Raw genomic sequence first — 24,783 nt, forward strand, 5'->3', positions numbered from 1 at the left:
CCCGGCGCCGGATCGGATCTACCGTGATCGACGTGTCTCGGTATACCGAGCGCCTCCCTCGCCACTCCGCCGGAAGGACCCGCCCCATGAGCACCGTCACGAATCCGCCCCCTGCCACGACGATGGGCGACCGCATCGAGGCCGCCTACTCGCGCATCGGAGTGACGAGCGCGCACCTGGGCATCGTCGCGATGATCCTCTTCGGCGTCTTCTTCGACGCGATCGAGCAGAACACGGTCGGCGTCGCCGGTCCGATCCTCGCCGCCGACTGGGGGCTCGCCGGCGCGCAGATCGGCCTGCTCAACACGGCGACCTTCACCGCGGTCGCACTCGGCCGCGTCCTCGCCGGCGTGGTGATGGACCGGATCGGGCGGCGCACCCTCCTCGGCGCGAACCTGATGATCTTCGCGGTCGGCTCGCTGCTCTGCGCCTTCGCGCCCAGCTACGAGATCCTCGTCGCCGCGCGCTTCCTGGTCGGCCTCGGTCTGGGCGGCGAGATCGCGACGGCCGTGATCATGCTCGCCGAGTTCTTCTCGGCCAAGCACCGCGGCACGGCCGTCGGCCTGATCAACGTCGCGGCGGCCGGCCTCGGCAACATGCTCGCCCCGCTCTTCGGTGTCATCGTCTTCTCGGTCTTCACCGGCGACGACCGCTGGCGCTGGCTCTTCGGGATCCTGGTGATCCCGGCCCTCGCGGTCGTGGTCTACCGGCGCGCGCTGCCCGAGACTCCCCGCTACCTCGCCGCCCGCGGCCGCGTCGCCGAGGCGAACACCGTCATCAACCGGCTCGCCCAGGGCCGGCTGCACCGCCCGGTCGAGAACGAGGTCGACTACCTGGGCGGCGCCGCCGACCGGCCCGTGGTCGCCGCGACCACTCCGCGCTGGACCGAGCTCTTCGGCCGCCGCCACCGCCGCACGACGATCGCCCTGGGCGTCGCGGTCTGCATGTCCTACGCCGCGCAGATCTCGATGCTCACCCTCATCCCGCTGATCCTCACCTCCCGCGGCTTCGACATCACCAGTGCGCTCTGGTATACCCTCGTGATGCAGTCGGGCTCGCTGGTCGGAGCGCTGGTCGCGGCCCTCGCCGCCCGCCGGCTGCCGCGCAAGCTCACGCTCACAGTCGCCGCCCTGCTCGGGATCGGCGCCGGTCTCGGCTTCGGCTTCCTGGGCACCACCGTCGCGCTGGTGCTGGTCTTCGGCTTCCTCTTCAACTTCTCGGTGATCGTGCTCAACACCACCATCTGGCTGTTCGCTCCGGAGCAGTACCCCACGCGGATCCGCGGACTCGGCACCTCGGTGATCCTCGCCCTCGGCTCGCTGTCGGGCGGTCTGTTCCCCCTCCTCGCCGGCGCCGTGCTCGACGCCTCGGGGGTCGGCGGGATGTTCGCCCTGCTCGCCGGGCTGTTCGCGATCTGCGCGATCGCCGTGCAGTTCCCGCGCGAGACCGTCGGGCGCCCGATGGCGGAGGACTGAGCGTGCAGCGCACCGTCGTCGTCGTGAATCCGAACACCTCGGTCGCGACCACCCGGCTCCTGGTGGCCGTCGCCCGCGATGCGGTGCGGGGCGAGGACGTCCGGATCGTGGGGGAGACGGCGGCTCACGGGCCCTCGATCATCACCACTCCCGCCGCCCTCGCGGCCGCGGCTGAGCACGTGGTCGCCGCGGCCCGCCGCGCGGCCCTGGCGCACACTCCGGACGCGATCGTCGTCGCGGCGTTCGGGGATCCGGGTGCCGCCGGGGCAGCGGCGGCCACCGGACTGCCGGTCGTGGGGATCGGCGCCGCCGCCGTCCGCGCTGCGAGTGCCGGCGGACGCCGGTTCGCGATCGCGACGACGACGGGACGACTCGAGCCGGTGATCCGCGCGCTCGTCGCCGAGTCGGGCGGCCTCCCCGCCTACGCGGGCTGCTTCCTCACTCTCTCGCCCGCCGAGGAGCTCGACGACCCGGAGCGGCTGCACGGCGAGCTGCGCACCGCGGTGCTGCGGGCGCAGGCGGCGGGAGCCGAAGCGGTGATCATCGGCGGCGGACCGCTCAGCGCGGCCGCCGAGCGGCTCGCGGCGGACTTCGCCGGGGTGCTGCCGATCGTGGAGCCGATCCGCGCGGCGCTGGCGGAGGCGCTCGTGGCGACGGAGCGGGTCGAGGCGCTGCCGGCCTGAGGTCCCCGCCCCGGGAACGACGAAGGCGCGGGAGTCCAGGACTCCCGCGCCTCGGCGTGGTGGTGGGGTGCGCTCAGGGAGCGACGCGGTCCGGGGCGACCCGGCCCGCGAGCATCGCCTCGAGCGCGGCGTCGTCGCGACGGGTGCGCGCCCGGCCCAGAGCGACGTCGGCCACGAGGACCGCGACGGCCGCGAGGCCGAGCGCGAGGATCCAGATCAGTCCGCCGTCCCAGGGCAGACCGGCCCAGGTCAGCGCGACCCAGACGACCGCGGCGACGACGCCGCCGAGCGCGGGGATCAGGACCGACCCGTGCAGATGCCGGTGCGGCAGCCCGTAGCGGGCGGCGAGACCCAGCAGGATCCCGCCGAGCGTGACGAAGAGGAGCTCCACGACGTGACCGTCGGGAGGGGCTAGGCGACGAAGCCGACGCGGCGCGACTCCTCGGAGCCGACCTCGACGAAGGCGATGGTCTCGGTGGGGACGATGTAGATCTTGCCCTTCTCGTCGCGCAGGCGGAGGACCTTGGCGCCCGCCTCGAGCGCGGTGGTCACCGTCTTCTCGACCTCGGCCACGGACAGCGAGGACTCGAAGTTGAGCTCGCGCGGGGTGTTGACGATTCCGATACGGATTTCCACCAGCAGTGCCTTTCGGGAGGGGACGTGGCTGTCAGGATACGGGACCGCGCCCGGCGCCCGGCGCCGGTTTCGCGCTGAGCGGACCCGGCTCCCGAGGGCCGCGCGAGGGGCGGGCGGGAGTGTCGGCGGTCTTCGTTAGCGTGGTCGCGTGAGCGCTCCTCGAACCCCGGCACCCGCCTCCGACGAGGCTCCCGCCCGCGACGACCCCGCCGCCGAGGGGGTCGCCCTCGACGAGTCGCAGCGCGCCGTGCTCGCCCTGGCGGACGGCCGCAGCGCCGCCGTGCTCGGCGCCCCCGGCACGGGCAAGACCCGGACGATCGTCGAGCTCGTCGCCGAGCGCGTGCTCGAGCGCGGCTACGAGCCGGAGTCGATCGCCGTGCTCGCCGCGAGCCGCACCGCCGCGACCGCGCTGCGCGACGTGCTCGCGTTGCGCCTGGGCGTGCCCACGCGGGGGCCGCTGGCGCGGACCGCGACGTCGCTCGCCTTCGAGGCGGTGACCGCCGCGGCGAAGGAGCTCGGCATCGACCGGCCGACGCTCCTCACCGGCGGGGAGCAGGACGTCATCCTCTCCGAGCTGCTCGAGGGGCACCTCGAGGAGGGAACCGGGCCGCGCTGGCCCGACGAGTTCAGCCCCGAGGTGCTGCGGCTGCGCACCTTCCGCACCGAGCTGCGCGAGTTCGGCATGCGGGCGACCGAGCACGGTCTCGACCCGGACGCGATCCGCCGGCTCGCGGTGGACGCCGACCGCGGCGAGTGGTCGGCCGCCGCGGCGGTGCTCGAGGAGTTCCGCGAGGTCGTCGAGTGGATGTCGCCCGAGGCCGGCACCAGGCTCGACGCGGCCGAGTTCGCGGCCTTCGCCGCCGAGACGATCCGCGACGGCGGCGGCGGCGAGCGGATCCGGGAGCTGCGCCTCGTCGTCGTCGACGACATGCAGGAGGCGAGCGAGTCGACCGTCGTGCTGCTGCGCGCCCTCGCCGCGCGCGGGGTCACCGTGATCGCGTTCGGCGACCCGGACGTCGCGACGAGCGCGTACCGCGGCGCCGCCTCCGACACCCTGGGCCGCTTCGGCCCGGCGATCGGCGTGCGCGACGCCGAGACCCTGGTGCTCGGCCGCGTGCACCGGCACGGCGCCGCCCTGCGCTCGCTCGTCTCCGCGGCGACCCAGCGGATCGGCACGGCCGCGGCCGGCCGGCAGCGCGCCGCCGAGGCTCGCGCCGACGAGGAGGGGGCGCCCGCTCCCGTGCTCGTGCTGCACGCGCCGACGGCGGCGCGCGAGGCGGCCACCGTGGCGCGCCTGCTCCGCGAGCGGCGGCTGCGCGACGACGTGCCGTGGCGGCGGATGGCGGTGGTCGTCCGCTCCGGTGCGGCGGTGCAGCCGCTGCTGAAGGCGCTCGCCGTCGCCGAGGTCCCCACCCGCTCCGTGCTGGCCGGCCGTGCCCTCCGCGACGACCACGCCGCCCGGGCGCTGCTCGTGCTCGTCGGCGTCGCGGTCGGCGAGCGGCCGCTCGATGCGGAGCTGGCGGCGGAGCTGCTGCTCGGCCCGTTCGGCGGCGTCGACCGGCTCGGGCTCCGGCGGCTGCGGCTCGCCCTCCGCGCCGAGGAGCTCGCGGGCGGCGGGATCCGCGCGAGCGATCCGCTGCTCGTCGAGGCGCTCGAGGCTCCGGGCCGCTTCGCCACGATCGACTCGGGTCCGGCGCGCCAGGCCGAGCGCCTCGCCGTCACGATCGACCGGGTCCGCCGGCTGCACGCCGAGCAGGGGTCGATCGAGGAGCTCCTCTGGTCGGCCTGGGAGTCGAGCCGCGTCGCCTCGTCCTGGCGCGAGCTGGCGCTCGGCACCGGTCTCACCGCGGCGGAGGCGAACCGCAACCTCGACGGCGTCGTCGCGCTCTTCAGCGCGGCGCGGCGCTTCGTCGAGCGGGCGCCCGGCCACTCGGCCATCGGCTTCGTCACCGAGATCCTCGAGGCGGAGGTGCCGGAGGACACGCTGGCGCCGCGCTCGGTCGAGGACGCGGTGCTGATCGGCACGCCCTCCTCCGTCGTCGGTCTCGAGTTCGACGTGGTCGTCGTCGCGCGGCTCCAGGACGGCGTCTGGCCGAACCTGCGCCAGCGCGGCTCGCTGCTCGACCCGGACGGGCTGATCCGGCACGCGCGAGGCGAGGGCGACCTGCCGCTCGACGGCCGGAAGGCCACCCTCGACGACGAGCTGCGGATGTTCGCGCTCGCCGCCTCGCGGGCCCGCCGCCAGCTCGTGCTGAGCGCCGTCGCGGGCGAGGACGAGACGCCGTCCCTCTTCTTCCGGCTCACGCCGCCCGACGCCCCGAGGCTCGACGCGGCGTCGGCCGTGCCGCTGACCCTGCGCGGGGCGGTCGCGGGCCTGCGCCGCACGGCGACGACGCCGAACTCGGCCGAGGCGCCGGCGGCGATCCGCGGGCTGCGCGCGCTCACGCTGGCCGAGGTGCCCGGCGCCGATCCGGCCTCCTGGTACGGCGTCCTCGAGCCCTCCACCACCGAGCCGCTCTTCGATCTCGACGACCCGGAGCGGCCGGTCTCGGTCTCGCCCAGCCGCCTCGAGGCGTTCGAGCGCTCGCCGCTCGACTGGTTCGTCGACGCCGTCTCGGGCTCGACGACGAGCACGGCGATGGGGGTCGGCACGCTCGTGCACTGGGTGCTCGAGAACGCGGCGAGCACCGAGCCGGAGGCGCTCTGGGCCGAGCTCGAGTCGCGCTGGCCCGAGCTCGTCTTCGAGTCGCCGTGGCTCGGCGAGCGGCAGCTGCGGGTGACCCGGCGCCTGGTCGAGGGGCTCGCCGCCTACCTCGCCGACTTCGAGCGCGGCGGCGGAGCGGTGCTCGGGCGCGAGCAGCAGTTCGAGATCGACGTGCCGCCCGCCCGGATCCGCGGCTCGATCGACCGGGTGGAGCGCGCGCCGGACGGCTCCGTCGTCATCGTCGACCTCAAGACCGGACGGAGCACGCCCCGCCAGGCCGACATCGCCGAGCACGCGCAGCTCGGCAGCTACCAGCTCGCGGTCGCCAGCGGCGCGATCGAGGCGGCCGGCGCGGACGAGGGCGGCGGCGCGAAGCTGCTCTTCGTCGCGAAGGGAGTGCGCGGCTCGCTCTACCGCGAGGTCGTCCAGCCCCGCTTCGGCGAGGAGGAGCTCGAGGCGCTGCGCGCGCGGGTCCGCGCCGCCGCGCGGGGGATGGCGTCGTCGGGGTTCTCGGGGCTGCTCGATGCGGTCCCCTTCTCGCCGGGTGACGCTCTGCGCTACCGGATCCACGCGGTGCCGGAGGTGTCGGGCGACGGGCTGCTGGCCCTCGACGAGGTCGAGACGGACGAGGAGGAGACCGACGCACCCGAGGGCTTCTCCTCCGACGCCGCCGATCCCGATCCCGCCGCCGACCCCGCCGCCGACCCCGCCGCCGACCCCGCTCCCGACCCCGCTGCGAGCCCCGAGGAGGGACCCCGCCCGTGATCGACGCCCTGACCATCGCGGAGGCCCTCGACCTCCGCCCGCCCACCGCCGAGCAGCGCGCCGTCATCGAGGCGCCGCTCGAACCGGCCCTCGTCGTCGCGGGCGCCGGCAGCGGGAAGACCGAGACGATGGCCAACCGTGTGCTCTGGCTGCTCGCCAACGGCCTCGCCGCGCCGTCGGAGGTCCTCGGCCTCACCTTCACCCGCAAGGCCGCCGCCGAGCTCGGCGAGCGGATCGGCCGGCGCATCGACCAGCTCGGTGCCGCGGGACTGCTGCCGCTGCGGGAGGGGCAGACCGAGCCCGACCCGTTCGAGGCCGCGACCGTCTCGACCTACAACGCCTTCGCCAACACGATCTTCCGCGACAACGCCGCCCTGATCGGCCGGGAGGGCGACGCGACCGTCCTCTCGGAGGCGTCCGCCTGGCACCTCGCGCGCGGGGTCGTCGCCGACACCGCCGACCCGCGCATCCTCGAGGTCGAGGCGAGCATCGACCGCCTCACCGACCTCACCGTCGCGCTCGCCCACGACCTGGCCGACAATCTCGCCGACCCGGCCGAGGTGGCGGGCTTCGCTGAGGACTTCCTCCGCCTCGGCGAGCTGCCCCGCGGCTCCAGCGGCTCCGGCCTCTACCGCGAGCTGGAGAAGGCGCTGCAGGCCGTCGGCGCGCTGCCGGTGCTGACGGCGCTCGCCGAGCGGTTCCAGGAGGCGAAGGCGGAGCGCGGCTTCGTCGAATTCTCGGACCAGGTGGCGCTGGCGCTGCGGATCATCGAGCGGATGCCCCGCGTCGTCGACGAGCACCGCGCCCGCTACCGGGTCGTGCTGCTCGACGAGTACCAGGACACCTCGGTGCTGCAGACCCGCCTGCTCGCCCGGCTCTTCGCCGAGCAGGGCGTCATGGCCGTGGGCGACCCGCACCAGTCGATCTACGGCTGGCGCGGGGCGAGCGCGGAGGGCCTCGGCCGCTTCGCCCTCGACTTCGGCTCCGCGGCCCGCTTCTCGCTGTCGACCAGCTGGCGGAACGGCCATGGAGTCCTGGCCGCGGCCAACGCCGTCGTCGCGCCGCTCACCGCGGGCAGCGCCGTGCCGGTCGACCGCCTCGCGGCCGGTCCGGGCGCCTCCGACCACGCCGTCGAGCTCACCTTCCCCGAGACGATCGAGGACGAGGCCGACGACGTCGCGCGCTGGTTCGCCGGCCGCCTCGCCGCGAGCGCCGAGCGCGGGGAGGCGCCGCCGTCGGCCGCCGCGCTCTTCCGCGTCCGTGCGCACATGGACCGCTTCGCCGCCGCCCTGGCGCGGCACGGCGTCCGGTACCACATCCTCGGCATCGGGGGCCTGCTCCGCCAGCCCGAGATCGCCGACCTCGTCGCCGCGCTCACCGTGGTGGAGGACCCGGCGGCGGGCAGCGAGCTGGTCCGGCTGCTGGCCGGCGCGCGCTGGCGCCTGGGCGTCCGCGACCTGCGCGCGCTGCGCGACCTCGCCTCCTGGCTCGCCTCGCGCGACCACGCCCACCGGCTGCTGCCCGAGGAGGTGCGCGAGCGGATGCGCGCCTCGGTCACCGAGGGCGAGGGCGGCTCGATCATCGAGGCCCTCGACTTCATCGCCTCGCGGCGGCCCGGCGAGGACGGCCGGATCGACCACTCCGCGTTGTCCTCGTTCAGCGACGAGGGGCTGCGCCGCCTGCACGACGCCGGCACGCTCTTCGCCCGGCTGCGCGCCCGGGCGGGCCTGGACCTGCTCGACTTCGTCACGCTGGTGGAGCAGGAGCTCGGCCTCGACATCGAGGTGGAGGCCAACGAGTCGCGCAGCGACGGCCGCGCCAACCTCGAGGCGTTCCGCGAGGCGGTGTCCGGCTACCTGCAGACCGACGACCGCGGCGCCGGGACCGGCTCGTCGCTGCGCGGCTTCCTCCGCTGGCTGGTGCTCGCGGACAAGCGCGACGGCCTCGCGCCGCGGCCCGAGGACCCGGAGCCCGGCACCGTGCAGCTGCTCACGATCCACGGCTCGAAGGGCCTGGAGTGGGACCTCGTCGCCGTGCCGCGGATGGTCGACGGCGAGCTGCCCGGCACGCCGGTCGAGGGGTTCCGCGGCTGGGTGCGCCTGGGCGCGATGCCCTACGCCTTCCGCGGCGACGCCGCCGAGCTGCCGGACCTCGCGTGGCGCGGCTGCGCGACGCAGAAGGAGGTGGTCGACGCGATCGCCGACTTCGGCGACACCCTGCGCGAGCGCAACGAGTCGGAGGAGCGCCGGCTCGCCTACGTGGCGGTCACCCGGGCCCGCCACCACCTGCTGCTCAGCGGCTCCTGGTGGGCCGGGCAGGCGAAGCCGCGCGGGCCGGGAGTCTTCCTGCGCGACCTCGCGGAGGCCCGCACTCTGCCGGAGCTGCCGGTCGAGCCGTCGAACCTCGAGAACCCGCTCGAGCAGGCCCCGCGCACCTTCCACTGGCCGCACGACCCGCTCGGCGCCCGCGGCGACCGGGTGCGCGCGGCGGCCGAGCGGGTCCGCATCGCCGAGCCCGCGCTGCTGGGCGCCCGGGGCGCGGACATCCGCCTGCTCCTCGCCGAGCGCGCCGTGCGCCTCGCGGGTGGCGAGCGCGTCGGCCTGCCGACCCGCATCCCGGCGTCGCGGTTCAAGGACATCGTCAGCACGCCGGCCGAGGTCGTGGCGCAGCTGCGGCGGCCGATGCCCGAGCGGCCGTACCGGCAGACCCGGCTCGGCACGACCTTCCACTCCTGGGTCGAGAACCGCTTCGGCATCCAGGGCGAGTCCGAGTCGGTCGACACCTTCCCCGACGAGCTCGACGACGGCGGGGCGACCGCGGAGAGCGCCGAGGGCGAGCAGCTGGCCGGCCTGATCGACACCTTCGAGCGCTCGGAGTGGGCCGACCGCCGACCGGAGGCGGTCGAGATCGAGATCCACCTGCAGCTCGCCGGGCACGTCGTCGTCTGCAAGCTCGACGCGGTGTACCGGACGGAGGACGGCTTCCAGATCGTGGACTGGAAGACCGGCCGCGCCCCGAAGGACGCGGCCGATCTCGAGCTCAAGCAGTTCCAACTCGCGCTGTACCGCGTCGCCTACTCGCGCTGGAAGGGCGTGCCGCTGGAGAGCGTCGACGCGGTGTTCTACTTCGTCGCCGACGACCTCGTGCTGCGGCCCGAGCGCTTCTACTCGGAGCGCGAGCTGTCGGAGTCGCTCTCCTCGGCGACGGGAGCGAGCCCGCGGCCGTGAGCGGAGGAGCCGGTCCGCGCGCCGGGGGTGCGGTTCAGCAGCTCCTCGACCTCGGAGACCTCGAGCACCGGGCCGGTGTCGGTCGACAGCGGCGCGGACAGGTCGCCGAGGACGCTGTCGACGAGGAGGTCGAGCATCCCGACCGCGTCGTCGACGATCGCCGAGTCCTCGGTCTCGGTGCCGTGCAGCAGCCAGCGCGCGAGCTCGAGCTCGGCGTAGAGCTGGGCGCGCTGGCGGATCGTGCGGTCGACCGCACCGGCGCGCATCCGCGAGTACGCCGCGAAGGCGGTGCCCGCGCCCGGCGCGCTGAGCAGCCAGTGCAGATCGCGGGCCGGGTCGCCGACCCGCAGCGCCGCCCAGCCGAGCACCGCGCTGACGGAGTCGCCGGAGCGGAGGAAGGAGTCGGAGGTCATCGAGCCGTTCACGACCGTCGGGTCGAACTGCCAGAGCGCCTCGTCCGAGGAGGCCGACTCCCAGCGCGCGACGAGCGCGGCGGGCACGTGACCGGTGTCGGCGGCGCGCTCGATCACGGCGACCGACTCGTTGACGCTGTCGCGGGCCGAGGCGACGGGCAGCCCAGCCTCCTGGACGAACGACGCGGGCAGCGAGTGGATCGCCCCGATCGCACGCCCGACCGAGTCGGCGAGTCCGCTCGAGGCCGCGACGTCGTCGATCAGCACGCGGTCGCCCTCGAGGTACTCGTAGACGACGCCGCGGGTGCCGTCGAACGGCGTCTGCCCGATGCTCTCCTGCAGATCGAACGGCAGCCGGCTGCGGATGCCGGCGGTCAGCGCGCGCAGGGCGACGAGGTCGCCGAGCTGCTCCTGCTCGGCCAGCGGCGAGGTCGGCACGCGCACCACCAGGCGGGCGCCGTCGCGCGTGGTCAGCAGAGCGGAGTCGAAGTCCCCGTGCGTCGAGTGCGTGAAGGCGCGCGCGGTCCGGACGTCGAGGCCCTCGACGGCCGAAGTGGCCAGCGCGGCTAGAGTGAGATGGGATCTGGCCATGCTCACCAGGGTAGGTCGCCGGGCGCCCGACCGGCCGGTCGCCACGCGCTGACCAGCCGATGCCGTCGAGGAGTCGCGCTCCTCCCGGCCGCCGCCCGGCCCGCCATCTCCTCGGCCCCGCACCGGCCGTCCCCCCGGCACCGCTTCGAAATGAGCCCGCATGATCCCGTCCTTCTCCGACCGCCTCCCGCTCGCCCGTCAGGCGGTCGACCGGGACTACCTCGCCCGCGCGCGCGACGATCTCTTCGACGAGCTCGACGCGGACGCCGCCACCCGGGTCCTCCTGCTCCGCGGCGACCGCGCCCTCGTCGACGGGGAGCGCCTCGCGCTGCGCCCCACGACCGACGTGCCCGCCGGCGCTCTCCGCCTCTACCTCGGCCGCACCACCGCCGACGCCGAGGGAGAGCCCGCGGGCACCCCGGTCGTCGCCGCCGTGCTCACGGACGAGCAGGCGAGCGCTCTCGAGCCGGACGACGCCGCCTGGGGCGCCCTGCGCACCCTCGCCGAGCACCTCAGCGACCGCGACGCCGGCCTCTTCACCGAGGCGCTCGCGATGGTCAACTGGCACGCCTCGCACGGCTTCTCGCCGCGCAACGGCGAGGCGACCGTGATCGAGCAGGGCGGCTGGGTCCGCCGCTCGCCGGCCGACGGCAGCCAGGTGTTCCCGCGCACCGACCCGGCGATCATCGTCTGCGTCCTCGACGCCGACGACCGCCTGCTGCTCGGCTCGAACGCGATGTGGGGCACCGGCCGCTTCTCGCTGCTGGCCGGCTTCGTCGAGCCGGGGGAGTCGCTCGAGGCGGCCGTCGTCCGCGAGATCTTCGAGGAGTCCGGGATGCGCGTCGTCGACCCGCAGTACCTCGGCTCGCAGCCCTGGCCGTTCCCCGCCTCGCTGATGATCGGCTTCACCGCGCGCCTCGCCGAGGACCAGGCCCCCGCCGACCTGCTCCCGGACGGCGAGGAGATCGTCGCCCTGCGCTGGTTCACCCGCCAGCAGCTGCACGACTCGCTCGAGTCGGTGCTGCTGCCCGGCCGCTCGTCGATCGCCCGCGCGATGATCGAGGACTGGTACGGGGGAGCGCTCGAGAACGGCCCCATCGTCGCGTGACCCTGCTCGACGGACTCGACGAGGGGCAGCGCGAGGCCGCGGAGGCGCTGCTCGGCCCGGTCTGCGTCCTGGCCGGCGCGGGCACCGGCAAGACGCGGACCATCACCCATCGCATCGCGCACGGCGTCGCGACCGGCGTCTACACGCCGGCCCGCGTGATGGCGCTCACCTTCACGAGCCGCTCGGCCGCCGAGCTGCGCTCCCGGCTGCGCGTGCTCGGCGCGGGCGGCGTCATGGCACGGACGTTCCACGCCGCCGCGCTCTCGCAGCTCGGCTTCTTCTGGCCGCAGCTGGTCGGCGGCACGATGCCGCAGCTGCTCGACGGCAAGGCCCGGCTGCTCGGCCACGCGGCCGAGCGCCTGCGGCTGAAGCTGGACACCGCGACCCTGCGCGACCTCTCCGCCGAGATCGAGTGGCGGAAGGTCTCCGCCCTCTCGCTCGAGCAGTACGCCGTCGCCGCGCGGACCCGGGCGCTGCCCGGCCGGCTGACCCTCGAGCAGACCGTCGCGATGGTGGACGAGTACGAGGGCCTGAAGGACCAGCGCCGGCAGATCGACTTCGAGGACGTCCTCCTGGTCACTGCGGGCATGCTCGAGTCCGAGCCGGCGATGGCGATGCAGGTCCGCGAGCAGTACCGCTTCTTCGTCGTCGACGAGTACCAGGACGTCAACCCGCTCCAGCAGCGGCTGCTCGAGCTCTGGCTGGGCGACCGCAGCGACCTCTGCGTGGTCGGCGACGCGAGCCAGACCATCTACTCCTTCGCCGGCGCCCGCGCCGACTACCTGCTCGACTTCGGCTCGCGCTGGCCGGCCGCGACGGTCGTCCGCCTCGAGGAGAACTACCGCTCGGCGCCGCCGATCGTGCAGACCGCGAACCGCCTGATGCGCGGCCGGCCCGGCGCGCTCGTGCTGCACTCCGTCGTCGAGAAGCCCGTCGCCGGCGCCTCCGCCGCCGCCGAGAGCCTGGAGCCGGCGATCGACGCCTACCCCGACGACGTCGCGGAGGCCAGGGGAGTGGCGGCCCGCGTCGCCGCCGACATCGAGGCGGGCGTGCGCCCCTCCGCCATCGCGATCCTCTTCCGCACCAATTCGCAGTCGGCGATCCTCGAGCGCGCGCTGCACGAGCGCGGCGTCGCGGCGCACCTGCGAGGCGGCAAGCGCTTCTTCGACCTGCCCGAGGTGAAGCAGGCCGTGATGCAGCTGCGCGCGGCCTCCGTCTCCATCTCGGGCGAGCCCCTGTTCAAGTCGGTCAGCGACGTCCTGCGCTCGCTGGGCTGGAGCGCCGAGCCGCCGTCCGCGCCCGGCGCGGTGCGCGAGCGCTGGGAGTCGCTGGACACGCTCGCCCGCCTCGTCGACGAGGCGCCCGCCGGCTGGAGCTTCAAGCAGTTCACCGACGACCTCCTCGCGCGCCAGCAGGTGCACCACGAGCCGGACCGCGCGGCCGTCACCCTCGCCACCTTCCACTCGGCGAAGGGCCTGGAATGGGAGTCGGTGCACCTGATGGGGCTGACCGAGGGCCTGCTGCCGATCTCCTACGCGAGCGGCCTCGAGGCGATCGACGAGGAGCGCCGGCTGCTCTACGTCGGAATCACCCGTGCCCGGCAGCGCCTGCGGCTGTCCTGGTCGCAGTCCACCGTGGGCCGGGTCACGCGGCGGGAGCCGTCGCGCTTCCTCGCAGAGATCGGCACGCGCACTCGCGGTGCGGCTCCAGCCGCCGCTCGCTGAACGCGCCGGAGGCGTCGGAGTAGGTCCGCTCGGTGCCGCGCAGCCCGGTCCAGCCGGCGTGCAGCCGCCGGAGCGCCGCGTCGGCGGCCGCGACCGCGATCGTGGCACTGGAGAGGGCGGTGCGGGTCGATGCGGTCGTGCCGAGGACCTGGATCACCAGCCGCGGCCACTCCGGATCGAGGTCGATCCGGTCGCGGTAGGCGCAGTGCAGGCAGGGCCCGCCGCCCGGCTCGACGAGGGGGCCGATGCGGACCGCCTCGTCGCCGAAGACCACGGCCAGGTGCGGCACGTCGCTCGAGAGCCAGTGCGCGGCGCGGGCGGGAGCAACGGCGTAGTCCGCGACGAGCACCGCGAGCTCCGGCAGCGCGTCGTCGCCGACGAGCTCGCAGCCCTCGCCGCGGAGCAGGCTGCGCAGAGCGTCCGCGGCGGAGCCGACCCCCTCGACCACGACCCGCGGCGACGCGGGCGGATCGGGGTCGATGCTCCGCACGAGCACGGGTCGCAGCGCGGCGAGCAGCTCGTCGACGCGCGTGTCCGCGGCGCCGGCCCGCGTCGCAATCAGCCGAGCCGTGCCCGCGCTCGTGCCGATCCGCAGGGCGTGCAGCAGCAGCTCCTCGGCGTAGCCGACGCCCTCGAGCACGACCTGCGGGTGGTCGAGACCGATCTGCATCGCGGTCGCGGAGCGCCAGAGGAGGGGGAAGCGGGGATCGAGCCGGAGGACCATCGGGCGATCATGGCCGAGAGCGGCCCCGCGGCGCGGGAGTTGTCCACAGGTCGTGGACGCCTCCCGCGACCGGATCAGACCGGCCGGTCGCCGGTGGGCGGGGTGCCCTCGTCGTCGGAGCGGCGGCCGTCCGCGCCTCCGTCGGTCCCGTCGCCCTCCGGCGCCGCGGGGGTCGTGCCGTTCAGCAGCTCCTCGAGCGCGAGGTCCATCTCGTCGGGCTCCGGTGTCTCGCCGCGGGCTTCCGCGCCCAGACGCGCGACGAGGGCCGACGGGTCGTCCAGGTCCGCCGAGCCGGGGAGGACGTCGGGGTGCGACCAGAGCGCGTCGCGCGCCTCCGGGCCGACCGCGTCGGTGACGGCCTGCCACATCGCGGCGGCCTCGCGGAGGCGGCGCGGCCGCAGCTCGAGGCCGACGAGCGTCGCGAAGGCCGACTCCGCGGGCCCGCCGGACGCGCGCCGGCGGCGGACGGTCTCGGCGATGGCGCCGGCACTGGGCAGGCGGGTGGTCGCCGCCGCGGTGACCACGTCGACCCAGCCCTCGATCAGCGCGAGCATCGTCTCGAGGCGGCCGTGCGCGGCGAGCTGCTCCTCGGTCTTCGGCGGGATCAGCGCGCCGGACGTCATCGCGTCCCGCAGCTCTTCGGGGTTCGAGGGGTCGAAGTTCTCGGCCAGCTCCTCGAGACGGCTGGTGTCGATCGTGATGCCCCGGGCGAAGTCGGTGATCTGCGAGATCAGGGCGAGCCGCAGCCACTTGCCGTGCCGGAAGAGCCGCGCGTGGGCGAGCTCGCGCACCGCGAGGTAGATCTGCACCTGGTCGACGGGGATGTCGAGGCCCTCGCCGAAGGCCGCGACGTTCTGCGGCAGGATCGCCGCATCGTTCTCCTCCAGCAGCGGGATGCCGATGTCGCCGCCCGAGACGACCTCGGCGGCGAGCTGGCCGACCACCTGGCCGAGCTGCAGCGCGAAGAGGGTGCCGCCGATGCCGCGCATCATGTCCTCGGCGCCGGCGATCATCGCCTTCATCTCCTCCGGGGCCTGATCGCGCATCACGCCGGTGAGCGCGTCGGAGATGCTGAGCGCGACCGGCTCCGCGAGCTGCGTCCAGACCGGCATGGTGAGCGAGATCCACTCGAGCCGGCTGATGGTGCGCGGCGGACGGCTCAGCTCGGAGACGTAGGCGACCTCGTCGAGCCAGAGCGCCGCGACGCCGAAGGCGCCGTCGAGCGGTGCGCGGACGGCGTCGGTCACCGGCGCGGAGTCGGCGCGGGCCAGCTGCTTCGCCTGCTCGAGCGCGAGCGACCAGTTGATGCCGCCGCCCGACTGCTGCATCGCGCTCTGCAGCTGGGAGAGCAGGTTCTGCAGCGCGACCGGGTCGTTGGGCAGCCCGGCGGCGCCCGCGAGCTGGCTCGGGTCGATCGGGCCGTTCCCCGAGAGGAACTGCCGCAGCATGTCGCGGAACTCGTCCTCCGAGCCGCCGCCGGGTCGGTCCGCGTTGTCGCCTTCGGCCATTCGGGGAGCCCTCTCTCGTCGCACGGAGCCGGACTCCGCCCACCCGGTTCGGGCGACGGATCGTGACTCGACTCCCAGTCGTGCAAGCTACGTTAGCCCGAGCGTCCGGAGCCACGACGTGAAGTCGACCGCCCGGCCCCGACCCGCTTCCGCCCGCCGCGAACACGCCGGCGCCGCCGCCCCGCACGTCCCCAGAGAGGCCCCCGTTTGCTGTTCTCCGTCGACCCGCGCCCGTCCTCCCCGCGCGGCCGGCGCGCCTGGGTCGGCCCCGCGGTCCTCTTCTCCGGCGTCGCGCTGGTCGTCGGTCTCGGCGTCACCCCCGCCCCCTACGTCATCGAGCAGCCGGGTCCCGTCTTCGACACCCTCGGCACGAGCGGCGAGGACGTGCCGCTGATCTCCATCCCCGACGAGACGACCTACCCCACGGAGGGCACGCTCGACATGCTGACCGTCTCGGTGGTCGGCAACCCGCAGAGCCTGCCGACCTGGATCGAGGTCGCCGGCGCCTGGTTCGACCGCACCAAGGCGGTCGTCCCGGTGGCGCAGATCTTCCCGCCGTCCTCGACGGTCGAGGAGCGGGACCAGGTGAACCAGGCCGAGATGACCGACTCGCAGCAGGAGGCGATCGCCGCGGCGCTGACGGAGCTCGGCTACCCGATCGGCCAGCGCGTCTCGGTCGTGCAGGTCCCGGAGGACTCGCCCGCCGCCGGAGCGCTCGAGACCGGAGACGAGATCGTCGCCGTCGCGGGGGAGCCGGTCGCCGACGTCGCCGCCCTCCGCGCCGCCGTGCAGGCCTCGGGCACGCAGCAGCCGGTCACCCTCACCGTCGAGCGCGGCGGCGCCGAGCAGGACGTGCAGGTCACCCCGGTCGACAACGACGGAGCGGCCGTGATCGGCATCGTCGCCGGAGCGGCCTTCGACTTCCCCTTCGAGGTCGACATCCGGCTCGACGACGTCGGCGGGCCCAGCGCCGGGATGATGTTCGCTCTCGGGATCATCGACAAGCTCACCGAGGGCGCGCTCAACGGCGGCGCCTCCGTCGCCGGCACCGGCACCATCGACGCCGCGGGCGAGGTCGGCGCCATCGGCGGCATCCGGCAGAAGATGTTCGGCGCGGTCGACGCGGGGGCGCAGTACTTCCTCGCGCCCGCCGACAACTGCAACGAGGTCGTCGGCCACATCCCCGACGGCCTCCAGGTCTTCAGCGTCGCCACCCTCGACGACTCCCTCGCCGCGCTGGAGGGCGTCGCCGCGGGCGACACCGACGCCCTGCCGACCTGCGACGGCGCGAACCCGATCAACTGACGACGGCGGTCTTCCGGCCGGCGACGGCGGGTCTCGATACGCCCCTGCGGGGCTACTCGACCAGGATGCGGTGGTGCCGGCGTCTCCGAGTCGCATCGAGTCGCGACGCGCTCCCTTCATGCTGATCGAGTAGCGCGCGGAGCGGGCGTATCGAGATCCACCGCCCGCCCGAGCCGCCCTGTCCGCTCAGGGCGGAGCGCGGGCCCGCTCCCTGAGGGCGACGCTCAGGTCCCCCCGGCGGTCGTCGCCTACCATGGGGAGCCTCCCGTCACATCTCTACAGCAAGAGGCTTATCCGTGAGTTCTGCAGCAACCGAAGCCCCCCCGCGCAAGAGACGGAGCGTTCTCGCCGTCACGGTCGTGGTGGTCGCCGTGCTGGTGGTGGCGTTCTTCGTCTTCGCCGGTCTCTACACCGACATCCTCTGGTACGACCAGCTCGGGTTCCTCTCGGTGCTCACGACGCAGTGGTTCGCCGCGGGCGGGCTCTTCGTCATCGGCTTCGTCGCGATGGCCGTCCCCGTCTTCGTGAGCCTGACGCTCGCCTACCGGCTGCGCCCGGTCTACGCGAAGCTCAACTCGCAGATCGACCGCTACCAGCAGGTCGTCGAGCCGCTGCGGCGCCTGGCGACCTTCGGCATCCCGGCCGTGCTCGGCCTCTTCGCCGGCGTCTCCTCGTCCACCCGCTGGCAGACGAGCCTGACCTTCTGGAACCGCACGCCCTCGGGCGACGTCGATCCGCTGTTCGGCCTGGACACGTCCTTCTACCTCTTCGAGCTGCCCTTCTACCAGAGCATCGTCGGCTTCGCCTCGGCCGTCCTCATCATCTCGGCGCTCGCCACCCTGGCCACCGGCTACCTCTACGGCGCGATCCGGATCAACGGCCGCGAGGTGCGGATCTCGAAGTCGTCGCGCATCCAGCTCGCGATCATCGCCGCGCTCTACCTGCTGGTGCAGGCGGTCAGCCTCTGGCTCGACCAGTACGCGACCCTCAGCCGTCAGGGCGCCCGCATCACCGGCGCGACCTACGCCTCCGTCAACGCGACGATCCCGGGCCTGCAGATCCTCGCCGCCATCTCCGCGCTGATCGCCGTGCTCTTCATCATCACGGCCTTCATCGGCCGCTGGCGTCTGCCCGTCATCGGCACCGCGCTCCTCATCGTCGCGAGCCTGCTCGTCGGCTCGCTCTACCCCTGGGTCGTGCAGAAGTTCCAGGTCGAGCCGAACGAGCGCACGCTCGAGCAGCCGTACATCCAGGACAACATCGACATGACGCGGCAGGCCTACGGCGTCTCGGACGTCCAGGTCATCCCGTACGACGCGACCACCGACGCCGAGCCGGGCGCGCTGCGCTCCGACGCGGAGACCACGGCGAACATCCGCATCCTCGACCCGGCCGTCGTGACCGACGCCTTCTCGCAGCTGCAGCAGTTCCGTCAGTACTACTCCTTCGGCGACCAGCAGAACGCGCTCGACGTCGACCGCTACTCGATCGACGGCTCGACGCAGGACGCCGTGGTCGGCGTCCGCGAGCTGAACCTCAACGGCCTCGGCACCAACCAGACCTGGTACAACCAGACCCTCGTCTACACCCACGGCTACGGCCTGGTCGCCGCCTACGGCAACCAGCGCTCCGCCGACGGCGAGCCCGTCTTCATCGAGTCCGGCGTCCCGACGACCGGCGACCTCGGCGACTACGAGCCCCGGATCTACTTCGGCGAGAACTCGCCCGGCTACTCGATCGTCGGCGGCACCGGCGACCGCAACATCGAGCTCGACTACCCGTCGGGCACCGAGGGCGAGCAGCAGACCTACACGACGTTTGACGGCGAGGGCGGACCGTCGCTCGACAACGTCTTCAAGAAGCTGGTCTACGCGATCAAGTTCCAGTCCGAGCAGATCTTCCTCTCGGACGGCGTCAACGACCAGTCGCAGATCCTCTACGACCGCGACCCGGTGCAGCGCGTCCAGAAGGTCGCTCCCTACCTGACGCTCGACTCGGACGCCTACCCGACCGTCGTCGACGGCCGCGTGGTCTGGGTGGTCGACGGCTACACCACGTCCGCGGACTACCCGTACTCGGAGGTGCAGAGCCTCTCGCAGGCGATCGCCGACACGAACACGCAGCAGCAGTTCCCGACCGACGACGTCAACTACATCCGCAACTCGGTCAAGGCCACGGTCGACGCCTACGACGGCAGCGTCACGCTGTACGCCTGGGACACCGAGGACCCGATCCTGCAGACCTGGCAGAAGATCTTCCCGAGCACCGTCGAGCCGATCAGCGAGATGTCGGCCGACCTGCTGAGCCACGTCCGCTACCCGGAGGACCTCTTCAAGGTGCAGCGCGCCGTGCTCGGCACCTACCACGTCACCGACGCGGGATCCTTCTACTCCCGCGAGGCCGCGTGGTCCACGCCGAACGACCCGACCTCGGGCGGAGCGAGCGCCGCGGCGGTCGGCGGCGGGGACACCCTGCAGCCGCCGTACTACCTGACGCTGCAGACGCCCGACGTCGAGACGCCGTCCTACTCGCTGTACTCCACGTACATCCCCGCGAGCACACCCGGCAGCGCGGCGAGCCGCAACGTGCTCACCGGGTATCTCGTCGCCGACTCGGACGCGGGCTCGACGGAGGGCGCGGTGGCCGACGGCTACGGCACGCTCCGCCTGCTCGAGCTGCCGAGCGACGACACGGTGCCCGGCCCGGGTCAGGTGCAGAACGCGTTCAACACCGATCCGACGGTCGCGAACCAGCTCGCGCTGCTGCAGCGCGGTGACACCACCGTGACCCGCGGCAACCTGCTCACCCTGCCGGTCGGCGGCGGTCTGCTCTACGTCCAGCCGATCTACGTCAGCTCGAACGGCGACACGAGCTTCCCGCTCCTGCAGAAGGTGCTCGTCGCGTTCGGCGACGACATCGCCTTCGAGGACACCCTCGACGCCGCGCTCGACAGTCTCTTCGGCGGCGACTCGGGAGCGGACGCGGGCGACACCGGGACGGTCGTCACGCCGACCCCGACGCCGACCGACACGGCGGACCCGGGGACCGGTGACACCGGGACGGGCGACGCGGGCACGGAGACCGGCGGCACCCCGACCGGTGACCAGACCGAGCTCCAGGCGGCGCTGAGCGACGCGAGCACCGCTCTCGCCGCCCGCGAGACGGCCCTCCGCGCGGGCGACCTGACCGCGTTCGCGGCGGCCGACGAGCAGCTCACGGAGGCGCTCCAGCGGGCGCTGGCGGCCGAGGGGCAGCAGTAGGCCGATGGTCCAGGTCGATCGTGGCGAGCACCTGCGTGCAGGGGAGTGGCTCGATCCGAACCGGGAGTACTGGGAGGGGCGTGCCGGCGACGGCGCGCCCCTCCGGGCGTTCACGGCGGCGGTGCCGGCCGGCGCGCGGGTCCTGCGCCTGCAGTGCGGGGCCGGCGCGGACGCGCTCCTGCTGGCCGAGCGCGGGCAGGACGTCATCGGCGTCGACTTCTCGATGCCGGCCGTCCGCCTGGCGCGGCAGGCGGCGAGCGAGCGCGGTCTCGCGGAGCGCACCCGCTTCGTCTGGGCCAACCTCTACGAGCTGCGGCACATGCTGCCCGAGCCCGACGGGTTCGACGCCGTCGTGACGACCCTGGACGCCATCGCGTGGCTCCCCGATCTCGAGGAGTGGGCGCGGATCGTCGAGTGGTTCCTCGTTCCCGGCGGCACGGCGGTCGTCGGCGAGCAGGCGCGCCCGCGCGTCGTCGACCCGGCGGTGCACACCTGGGAGCGCTCGGCGGACGCGGTCGCCGCGGCCCTCCGCGGGACCGGTCTCGACGTGGCCGCGGGCGCCCTCGAGGGTGTCGCGTGGACCGCGACGAAGCCGGACTGAGCGTCCACGGTCGTCCCGCGCGGAGCACCACCCGCTCCGCCCTCGTCCTCGATTTGCATCGGCTCTGATCCCCGTGTAATGTCTCTTCTTGTGCCGCGGGGTGGAGCAGTTCGGTAGCTCGCTGGGCTCATAACCCAGAGGTCGTAGGTTCAAATCCTGCCCCCGCAACAAGAAGACGGAAGCCGGTCGCGAAAGCGGCCGGCTTTCGTCGTTGACGGGCTTCCGTCGTCAACCGCGGTCTCCGACGGCGCTATGAAGCCGCGTCGATGACGCTCAGGACGTTGCCGGACGGGTCGCGGAACCAGGCGATCGTCGGCCCCCGCCCGCGCATGACGCCGTTCTCGTCGGTCGGCATCTCGCCGTCCGAGTAGATCTTCGTGACGACGCCGGAGTCGTTGAGGGCCGCGACCGCCGCATCGACGTCCTCGACGGCGAAGTTCAGGATCGTGAACTCGGCCGGCACGTGGTTCGGCTTCGGGTAGGCGATGGCGCTCCCGCCGCCGGGCAGGGCGATGTCGAGGATCCCCATCGCGTTCACCGACACCTCGAGCCCGAGGACGTCGCCGTAGAACGCCCTCGCCGCTTCGACGTCCTGCACGCTGAACCCGCTGAAGGCCCGCTCGCTCCGGATCATGACCAGCTCCCGTCCGCGCGGCGCCGTCGCCGCGTCCTGCGCGCGACGCTACTCCGCCGGTCGCTGGATCACGAGGAGCACGCTGCTGACGTGGGACTGTGGTCGCGCATGCTGGTCGAGTAGCCCCGCAGGGGCGTCTCGAGACCCACCGCCTCCCGCAGGCCGGGTCTGCCGACGCGTCGTTCTGGCGCCGGTGGATCTCGATACGCCTGCTCCGCGGGCTGCTCGATCAGCAGGAGGGGCCCACTCGGCGGGAGCCCCGAGTCGCTCGGTGTGTCGGGCCGGGGCGCACGCTATCCTCGTCCGGGATGCGAAGGGTGCTGGTGTGAGCGACGAACAGGTGGACGAGACCGCAGGAGCGACCCGGGACGGGTCCGCGAGCGAGGGGATCCACCTCACCCGGCGCAGCCGGCGGGACGCCGAGTCCGCCGCGCAGGCCCAGCGTCCGGCCCCCCGCATCCGCCCGGTGCCCGTCGCCCCCGTCGCGGTGCGCACGCCCGTCCTCGCGAGCGTCGCGCCGGTCCGCCGCCGCCGGGGTCGCGTCCTGCGCACCACCGTCAGCACCGTCGCCGCCGCCGCTATCGCCGGAATGGTCGCCGTGATGGCGCTGCCCGCCTACTCCTTCGACACGGCACCCGACTCGCAGGCCGCGATCGAGGCCGCCGCCCGCGTCCAGGCGCTCGGCAACCAGAAGCTCACCGTCGCCTCGACCGCCGTGCAGGAGCAGGTCATCCGCGACTCCTTCACCGCGCCCACGCAGGCGCAGCTCGACGAGGCCGCCGCTCAGGCGCGCGCCCTCGCCGCCGCCGCGGAGAAGGCGGCGGCCGACGCCGCCGCGGCCGCAGCAGCGGCAGCCGCCGAGGAGGCCTCCGGCACGTCCTCCGCCGCCGCCTCCCCGAGCCGCTCGGGCGGCACCAGCAGCTCCGTCACCCCCCGCGAGGAGGGCGACGACTACCCCTGGCGCGACGCGCTGACCGACGACCAGGGCGGCGGGCTCTCGCCGCTGCGCTACTACTACCGCGAGTGCGTCGACTTCGTCGCCTGGCGCCTCAACCGCGACCAGGGCTCCACCGGGGCTCCGTTCAAGTGGACCTGGGGCAACATGACCCCCGGCGGCGGCAGCGCCTACGCCTGGGCCGGTCAGTGGGCGTCGCACGGCTGGGAGACCAGCAGCACCCCGGTCCCCGGCGCGGTCGCCTGGTTCAACGGCAACCACGTCGCGTACGTCCAGTCGGTCAACTCCGACGGCACCGTCTCACTCGAGGAGTACAACTGGGGCAACGACCACGCGTACCACGCGCGGACGATCCCGGCCTCGAGCGTCGCGCTCTTCCTCTACCCGCCGAGCTGATGGCGGCGCAGCGCAGGGCCTCGGTACGAAAGGCCGCTCAGCCCGCGAGCGCGGCGGCCGTCGGCTTCGCCGTCGCGCAGTTCGCCCCCACCGACGACCGCGCGGCGAACCTCGCCGTCATCCGCCGGCTCGCCGGGATCGCCGCCGAGCGCGGCGCGAGCGTCGTCGTCCTGCCCGAGTACAGCTCGTTCTTCGTCGATCCGCTCGGTCCCGAGCTCGTCGCGGCGGGCGAGGCGCTCGACGGCCCCTTCGTCCAGGGGCTCGGCGAGATCGCCCGCGAGCTCCGCATCCACCTCGTGGCCGGCATGGTCGAGTCGGTCGACGACGGCCGGCGCATCGCCAACACGCTCGTGGCCGTCGACGCCGGGGGAGCGGTCGTCGCGACGTACCGCAAGCTGCACCTGTACGACGCCTTCGGCCAGACCGAGTCCGACTGGGTCGCGCCCGGCGAGATCGGCGTCCCGCAGACCTTCGAGGTCGGCGGCCTCGTGGTCGGCCTGCAGACCTGCTACGACCTGCGCTTCCCCGAGGTGACCCGCTGGCTCGTCGACGCGGGCGCCGACGTGGTCGCCGCTCCCGCCGAGTGGGTCCGCGGCCCGCTCAAGGAGGCGCACTGGCGCACCCTGGTCACCGCCCGCGCGCTCGAGAACACGATCTACCTCGTCGCCGCGGACCAGACCCCGCCGATCGGGGTCGGCACGAGCATGATCGTCGACCCGATGGGCGTCGAGATCGCGACGCTCGGCGAGGTCGAGGACGTCGCGGTCGCCTGGCTCTCGCAGGAGCGCATCGCCGCGGCCCGGGAGAAGAACCCCGCCCTCGCGCTGCGGCGCTTCGAGGTCCGCCCCGTCCGGGCCGGCCGCCGGTCAGCCGCGGCGCGCGAGTCCCGCTAGCCGCTCCGCCGCGCTGTCGAGGACCTCGAAGCGCTTGCAGAACGCGAACCGCACGAGCGAGCGGTAGGCGTCGGCGTCCGCGGCGCTGCAGAACGCCGACACGGGCACCGCGACCACTCCGGTCAGCCCCGGCAGCGCCCGGCAGAAGGCGACCCCGTCGTCCCAGCCGAGCGGAGCGGCGTCGGCGACGACGAAGTACGACCCCGCGGATCGTGACACCGTGAAGCCGGCCGCCGCGAGCCCTGCCGACAGCACGTCGCGCTTGCGCTCCAGGGTCGTCGCGATGCCGGTGAAGAAGGAGTCGGGGAGCTCCAGGCCGACGGCGATCGCGCCCTGGAACGGCGATCCGCTGACGTAGGTCAGGAACTGCTTCACGGCGAGCACCGCCGTGATCAGCTCGCGCGGGCCGGTGATCCAGCCGATCTTCCAGCCGGTGGTGCTGAAGGTCTTGCCGGCCGACGACACCGTGAGGGTGCGCTCGCGGGCTCCGGGCAGGGTCGCGATCGGCACGTGGGCGCCGTCGAAGCGCAGGTGCTCGTAGACCTCGTCCGTCACGATCAGCGCGTCGTGCCGGTGCGCGAGACGCACGATCAGCTCGCGCGTCTCGACGGGCAGCACCGAGCCGGTGGGGTTGTGCGGATCGTTGACGAGGATGACGCGGGTGCGGTCGGTGACCGCGGCCGCCAGCTCCTCGTGGTCGACGTGGAAGTCCGCACCGCGCAGCGGGACCGTGCGGTGCACGCCGCCGGCCAGCGCGATCAGGGCGCCGTAGGCGTCGTAGTGCGGAGTGAAGGTGACGACCTCGTCACCGGGCTCGAGGAGCGCGAGCAGCGTCGCGGCGAGCGCCTCCGTGGCGCCCGTCGTGACCAGCACCTCGCCGTCCGGGTCGACGGCGAGATCGTAGAACCGCCGCTGGTGCGCGGAGACGGCCTCGCGGAGCACCGGGAAGCCGAGCCCGGGCGGGTACTGGTTGAGGCCTGCGGAGATCGCCGCGCGCGCGGCCTCGAGCACCTCCTGCGGACCGTCCTCGTCCGGGAAGCCCTGGCCGAGGTTGATCGCCCCGGTCCGCGCGGCGAGCGCGCTCATCTCGCTGAAGACGGTGGCGGCGACCTCGCCGCTCGGGCCGAGAAGACCGGCGCCGGCGGCGGCGCGGGTCCAGGATCCGGGGATGCTCACCCCGC

The 24,783-nt window shown here is 73.9% G+C and carries 18 protein-coding genes and 1 tRNA gene; 12 read left to right on the forward strand and 7 right to left on the reverse strand.

Features of this window, described 5'->3' with window-relative positions; genetic code table 11:
• The first annotated feature begins 86 nt into the window (after positions 1 to 86).
• Together HRK28_RS12635 and HRK28_RS12640 are read left to right on the forward strand one after the other, a co-directional pair.
• Complete coding sequence (locus HRK28_RS12635) at positions 87 to 1,475, forward strand: MFS transporter (protein ID WP_254304747.1); 1,389 nt, start codon at positions 87 to 89, stop codon at positions 1,473 to 1,475.
• A 2-nt stretch (positions 1,476 to 1,477) separates the two neighbouring features.
• Entirely contained in the window at positions 1,478 to 2,158 is a 681-nt protein-coding gene (locus tag HRK28_RS12640; protein ID WP_217274662.1) for an aspartate/glutamate racemase family protein, read from the forward strand.
• A gap of 73 nt (positions 2,159 to 2,231) precedes the next feature.
• Here HRK28_RS12640 and HRK28_RS12645 read toward each other — a convergent pair whose 3' ends face one another.
• Together HRK28_RS12645 and HRK28_RS12650 are read right to left on the reverse strand one after the other, a co-directional pair.
• Positions 2,232 to 2,549 (reverse strand): hypothetical protein, encoded by a 318-nt coding sequence (locus HRK28_RS12645; RefSeq protein ID WP_173251806.1) that lies wholly within the window; start codon positions 2,547 to 2,549, stop codon positions 2,232 to 2,234.
• 20 nt (positions 2,550 to 2,569) lie between these two features.
• Entirely contained in the window at positions 2,570 to 2,794 is a 225-nt protein-coding gene (locus tag HRK28_RS12650) for a DUF3107 domain-containing protein (RefSeq protein ID WP_123447586.1), read from the reverse strand.
• A 148-nt stretch (positions 2,795 to 2,942) separates the two neighbouring features.
• Between HRK28_RS12650 and HRK28_RS20865 the strand changes: the two genes are divergently transcribed.
• Positions 2,943 to 6,263 (forward strand): ATP-dependent DNA helicase, encoded by a 3,321-nt coding sequence (locus HRK28_RS20865; RefSeq protein ID WP_173251808.1) that lies wholly within the window; start codon positions 2,943 to 2,945, stop codon positions 6,261 to 6,263.
• A complete protein-coding gene (locus HRK28_RS12660; RefSeq protein WP_173251810.1) occupies positions 6,260 to 9,490 on the forward strand; it encodes an ATP-dependent DNA helicase in 3,231 nt (1,076 codons plus the stop codon). The genes HRK28_RS20865 and HRK28_RS12660 overlap by 4 nt, the downstream gene beginning before the upstream one ends.
• Here the strand turns inward: HRK28_RS12660 and HRK28_RS12665 are convergent.
• Complete coding sequence (locus tag HRK28_RS12665) at positions 9,427 to 10,494, reverse strand: phosphotransferase (RefSeq protein WP_173251812.1); 1,068 nt, start codon at positions 10,492 to 10,494, stop codon at positions 9,427 to 9,429. The genes HRK28_RS12660 and HRK28_RS12665 overlap by 64 nt on opposite strands.
• 160 nt (positions 10,495 to 10,654) lie before the next feature.
• Here HRK28_RS12665 and nudC point away from each other — a divergent pair, with 160 nt between their 5' ends.
• Both nudC and HRK28_RS12675 read left to right on the forward strand, forming a co-directional pair.
• On the forward strand, positions 10,655 to 11,602 hold the full coding sequence (gene nudC / locus HRK28_RS12670; RefSeq protein ID WP_173251813.1) for an NAD(+) diphosphatase: 948 nt from the start codon (positions 10,655 to 10,657) through the stop codon (positions 11,600 to 11,602).
• On the forward strand, positions 11,599 to 13,326 hold the full coding sequence (locus tag HRK28_RS12675) for an ATP-dependent helicase (protein WP_173251815.1): 1,728 nt from the start codon (positions 11,599 to 11,601) through the stop codon (positions 13,324 to 13,326). Before nudC ends, HRK28_RS12675 begins: the two co-directional genes overlap by 4 nt.
• Here HRK28_RS12675 and HRK28_RS12680 read toward each other — a convergent pair.
• Positions 13,247 to 14,050 (reverse strand): hypothetical protein, encoded by an 804-nt coding sequence (locus HRK28_RS12680; RefSeq protein WP_173251817.1) that lies wholly within the window; start codon positions 14,048 to 14,050, stop codon positions 13,247 to 13,249. The genes HRK28_RS12675 and HRK28_RS12680 overlap by 80 nt on opposite strands.
• Positions 14,051 to 14,124: 74 nt before the next feature.
• Positions 14,125 to 15,558 (reverse strand): zinc-dependent metalloprotease, encoded by a 1,434-nt coding sequence (locus tag HRK28_RS12685; RefSeq protein ID WP_160090397.1) that lies wholly within the window; start codon positions 15,556 to 15,558, stop codon positions 14,125 to 14,127.
• Positions 15,559 to 15,765: 207 nt separating this feature from the next.
• Between HRK28_RS12685 and HRK28_RS12690 the strand changes: the two genes are divergently transcribed.
• The 4 genes from HRK28_RS12690 (at position 15,766) to HRK28_RS12705 (ending at position 20,892) form a co-directional block, all read left to right on the forward strand.
• Entirely contained in the window at positions 15,766 to 16,863 is a 1,098-nt protein-coding gene (locus tag HRK28_RS12690; RefSeq protein WP_173251819.1) for a PDZ domain-containing protein, read from the forward strand.
• A 296-nt stretch (positions 16,864 to 17,159) separates the two neighbouring features.
• A complete protein-coding gene (locus HRK28_RS12695; protein WP_244231647.1) occupies positions 17,160 to 20,123 on the forward strand; it encodes a UPF0182 family protein in 2,964 nt (987 codons plus the stop codon).
• A gap of 4 nt (positions 20,124 to 20,127) precedes the next feature.
• Positions 20,128 to 20,724: a bifunctional 2-polyprenyl-6-hydroxyphenol methylase/3-demethylubiquinol 3-O-methyltransferase UbiG gene (locus tag HRK28_RS12700; RefSeq protein ID WP_173251821.1), complete on the forward strand. Its 597-nt coding sequence runs from the start codon at positions 20,128 to 20,130 to the stop codon at positions 20,722 to 20,724.
• 94 nt (positions 20,725 to 20,818) lie between these two features.
• Positions 20,819 to 20,892, forward strand: a tRNA-Met gene (locus HRK28_RS12705).
• Positions 20,893 to 20,974: 82 nt separating this feature from the next.
• Here the strand turns inward: HRK28_RS12705 and HRK28_RS12710 are convergent.
• Positions 20,975 to 21,358: a VOC family protein gene (locus tag HRK28_RS12710; protein WP_173251823.1), complete on the reverse strand. Its 384-nt coding sequence runs from the start codon at positions 21,356 to 21,358 to the stop codon at positions 20,975 to 20,977.
• Positions 21,359 to 21,683: 325 nt separating this feature from the next.
• On the opposite strand from HRK28_RS12710, the gene HRK28_RS12715 reads away from it, so the two are divergent.
• Entirely contained in the window at positions 21,684 to 22,709 is a 1,026-nt protein-coding gene (locus tag HRK28_RS12715) for a CHAP domain-containing protein (RefSeq protein ID WP_173251825.1), read from the forward strand.
• On the forward strand, positions 22,709 to 23,602 hold the full coding sequence (locus tag HRK28_RS12720; protein ID WP_173251827.1) for a carbon-nitrogen hydrolase family protein: 894 nt from the start codon (positions 22,709 to 22,711) through the stop codon (positions 23,600 to 23,602). Before HRK28_RS12715 ends, HRK28_RS12720 begins: the two co-directional genes overlap by 1 nt.
• Here the strand turns inward: HRK28_RS12720 and HRK28_RS12725 are convergent.
• Complete coding sequence (locus HRK28_RS12725) at positions 23,576 to 24,778, reverse strand: pyridoxal phosphate-dependent aminotransferase (RefSeq protein ID WP_173251829.1); 1,203 nt, start codon at positions 24,776 to 24,778, stop codon at positions 23,576 to 23,578. The genes HRK28_RS12720 and HRK28_RS12725 overlap by 27 nt on opposite strands.
• Positions 24,779 to 24,783 lie beyond the last annotated feature (5 nt).

The organism is Rathayibacter sp. VKM Ac-2835, from assembly GCF_013266705.1.
In the GTDB taxonomy this organism is placed as follows: Bacteria; Actinomycetota; Actinomycetes; order Actinomycetales; family Microbacteriaceae; genus Rathayibacter.

Excerpts from the sequence above, each read along its gene's own strand:
- HRK28_RS12635 (WP_254304747.1), top strand. The coding sequence starts at position 87 with ATGAGCACCGTCACGAATCCGCCCCCTGCCACGACGATGGGCGACCGC.
- HRK28_RS12665 (WP_173251812.1), bottom strand. The coding sequence starts at position 10,494 with ATGGCCAGATCCCATCTCACTCTAGCCGCGCTGGCCACTTCGGCCGTC.
- nudC (WP_173251813.1), top strand. The coding sequence starts at position 10,655 with ATGATCCCGTCCTTCTCCGACCGCCTCCCGCTCGCCCGTCAGGCGGTC.
- HRK28_RS12680 (WP_173251817.1), bottom strand. The coding sequence starts at position 14,050 with ATGGTCCTCCGGCTCGATCCCCGCTTCCCCCTCCTCTGGCGCTCCGCG.
- HRK28_RS12685 (WP_160090397.1), bottom strand. The coding sequence starts at position 15,558 with ATGGCCGAAGGCGACAACGCGGACCGACCCGGCGGCGGCTCGGAGGAC.
- HRK28_RS12700 (WP_173251821.1), top strand. The coding sequence starts at position 20,128 with ATGGTCCAGGTCGATCGTGGCGAGCACCTGCGTGCAGGGGAGTGGCTC.
- HRK28_RS12710 (WP_173251823.1), bottom strand. The coding sequence starts at position 21,358 with ATGATCCGGAGCGAGCGGGCCTTCAGCGGGTTCAGCGTGCAGGACGTC.
- HRK28_RS12720 (WP_173251827.1), top strand. The coding sequence starts at position 22,709 with ATGGCGGCGCAGCGCAGGGCCTCGGTACGAAAGGCCGCTCAGCCCGCG.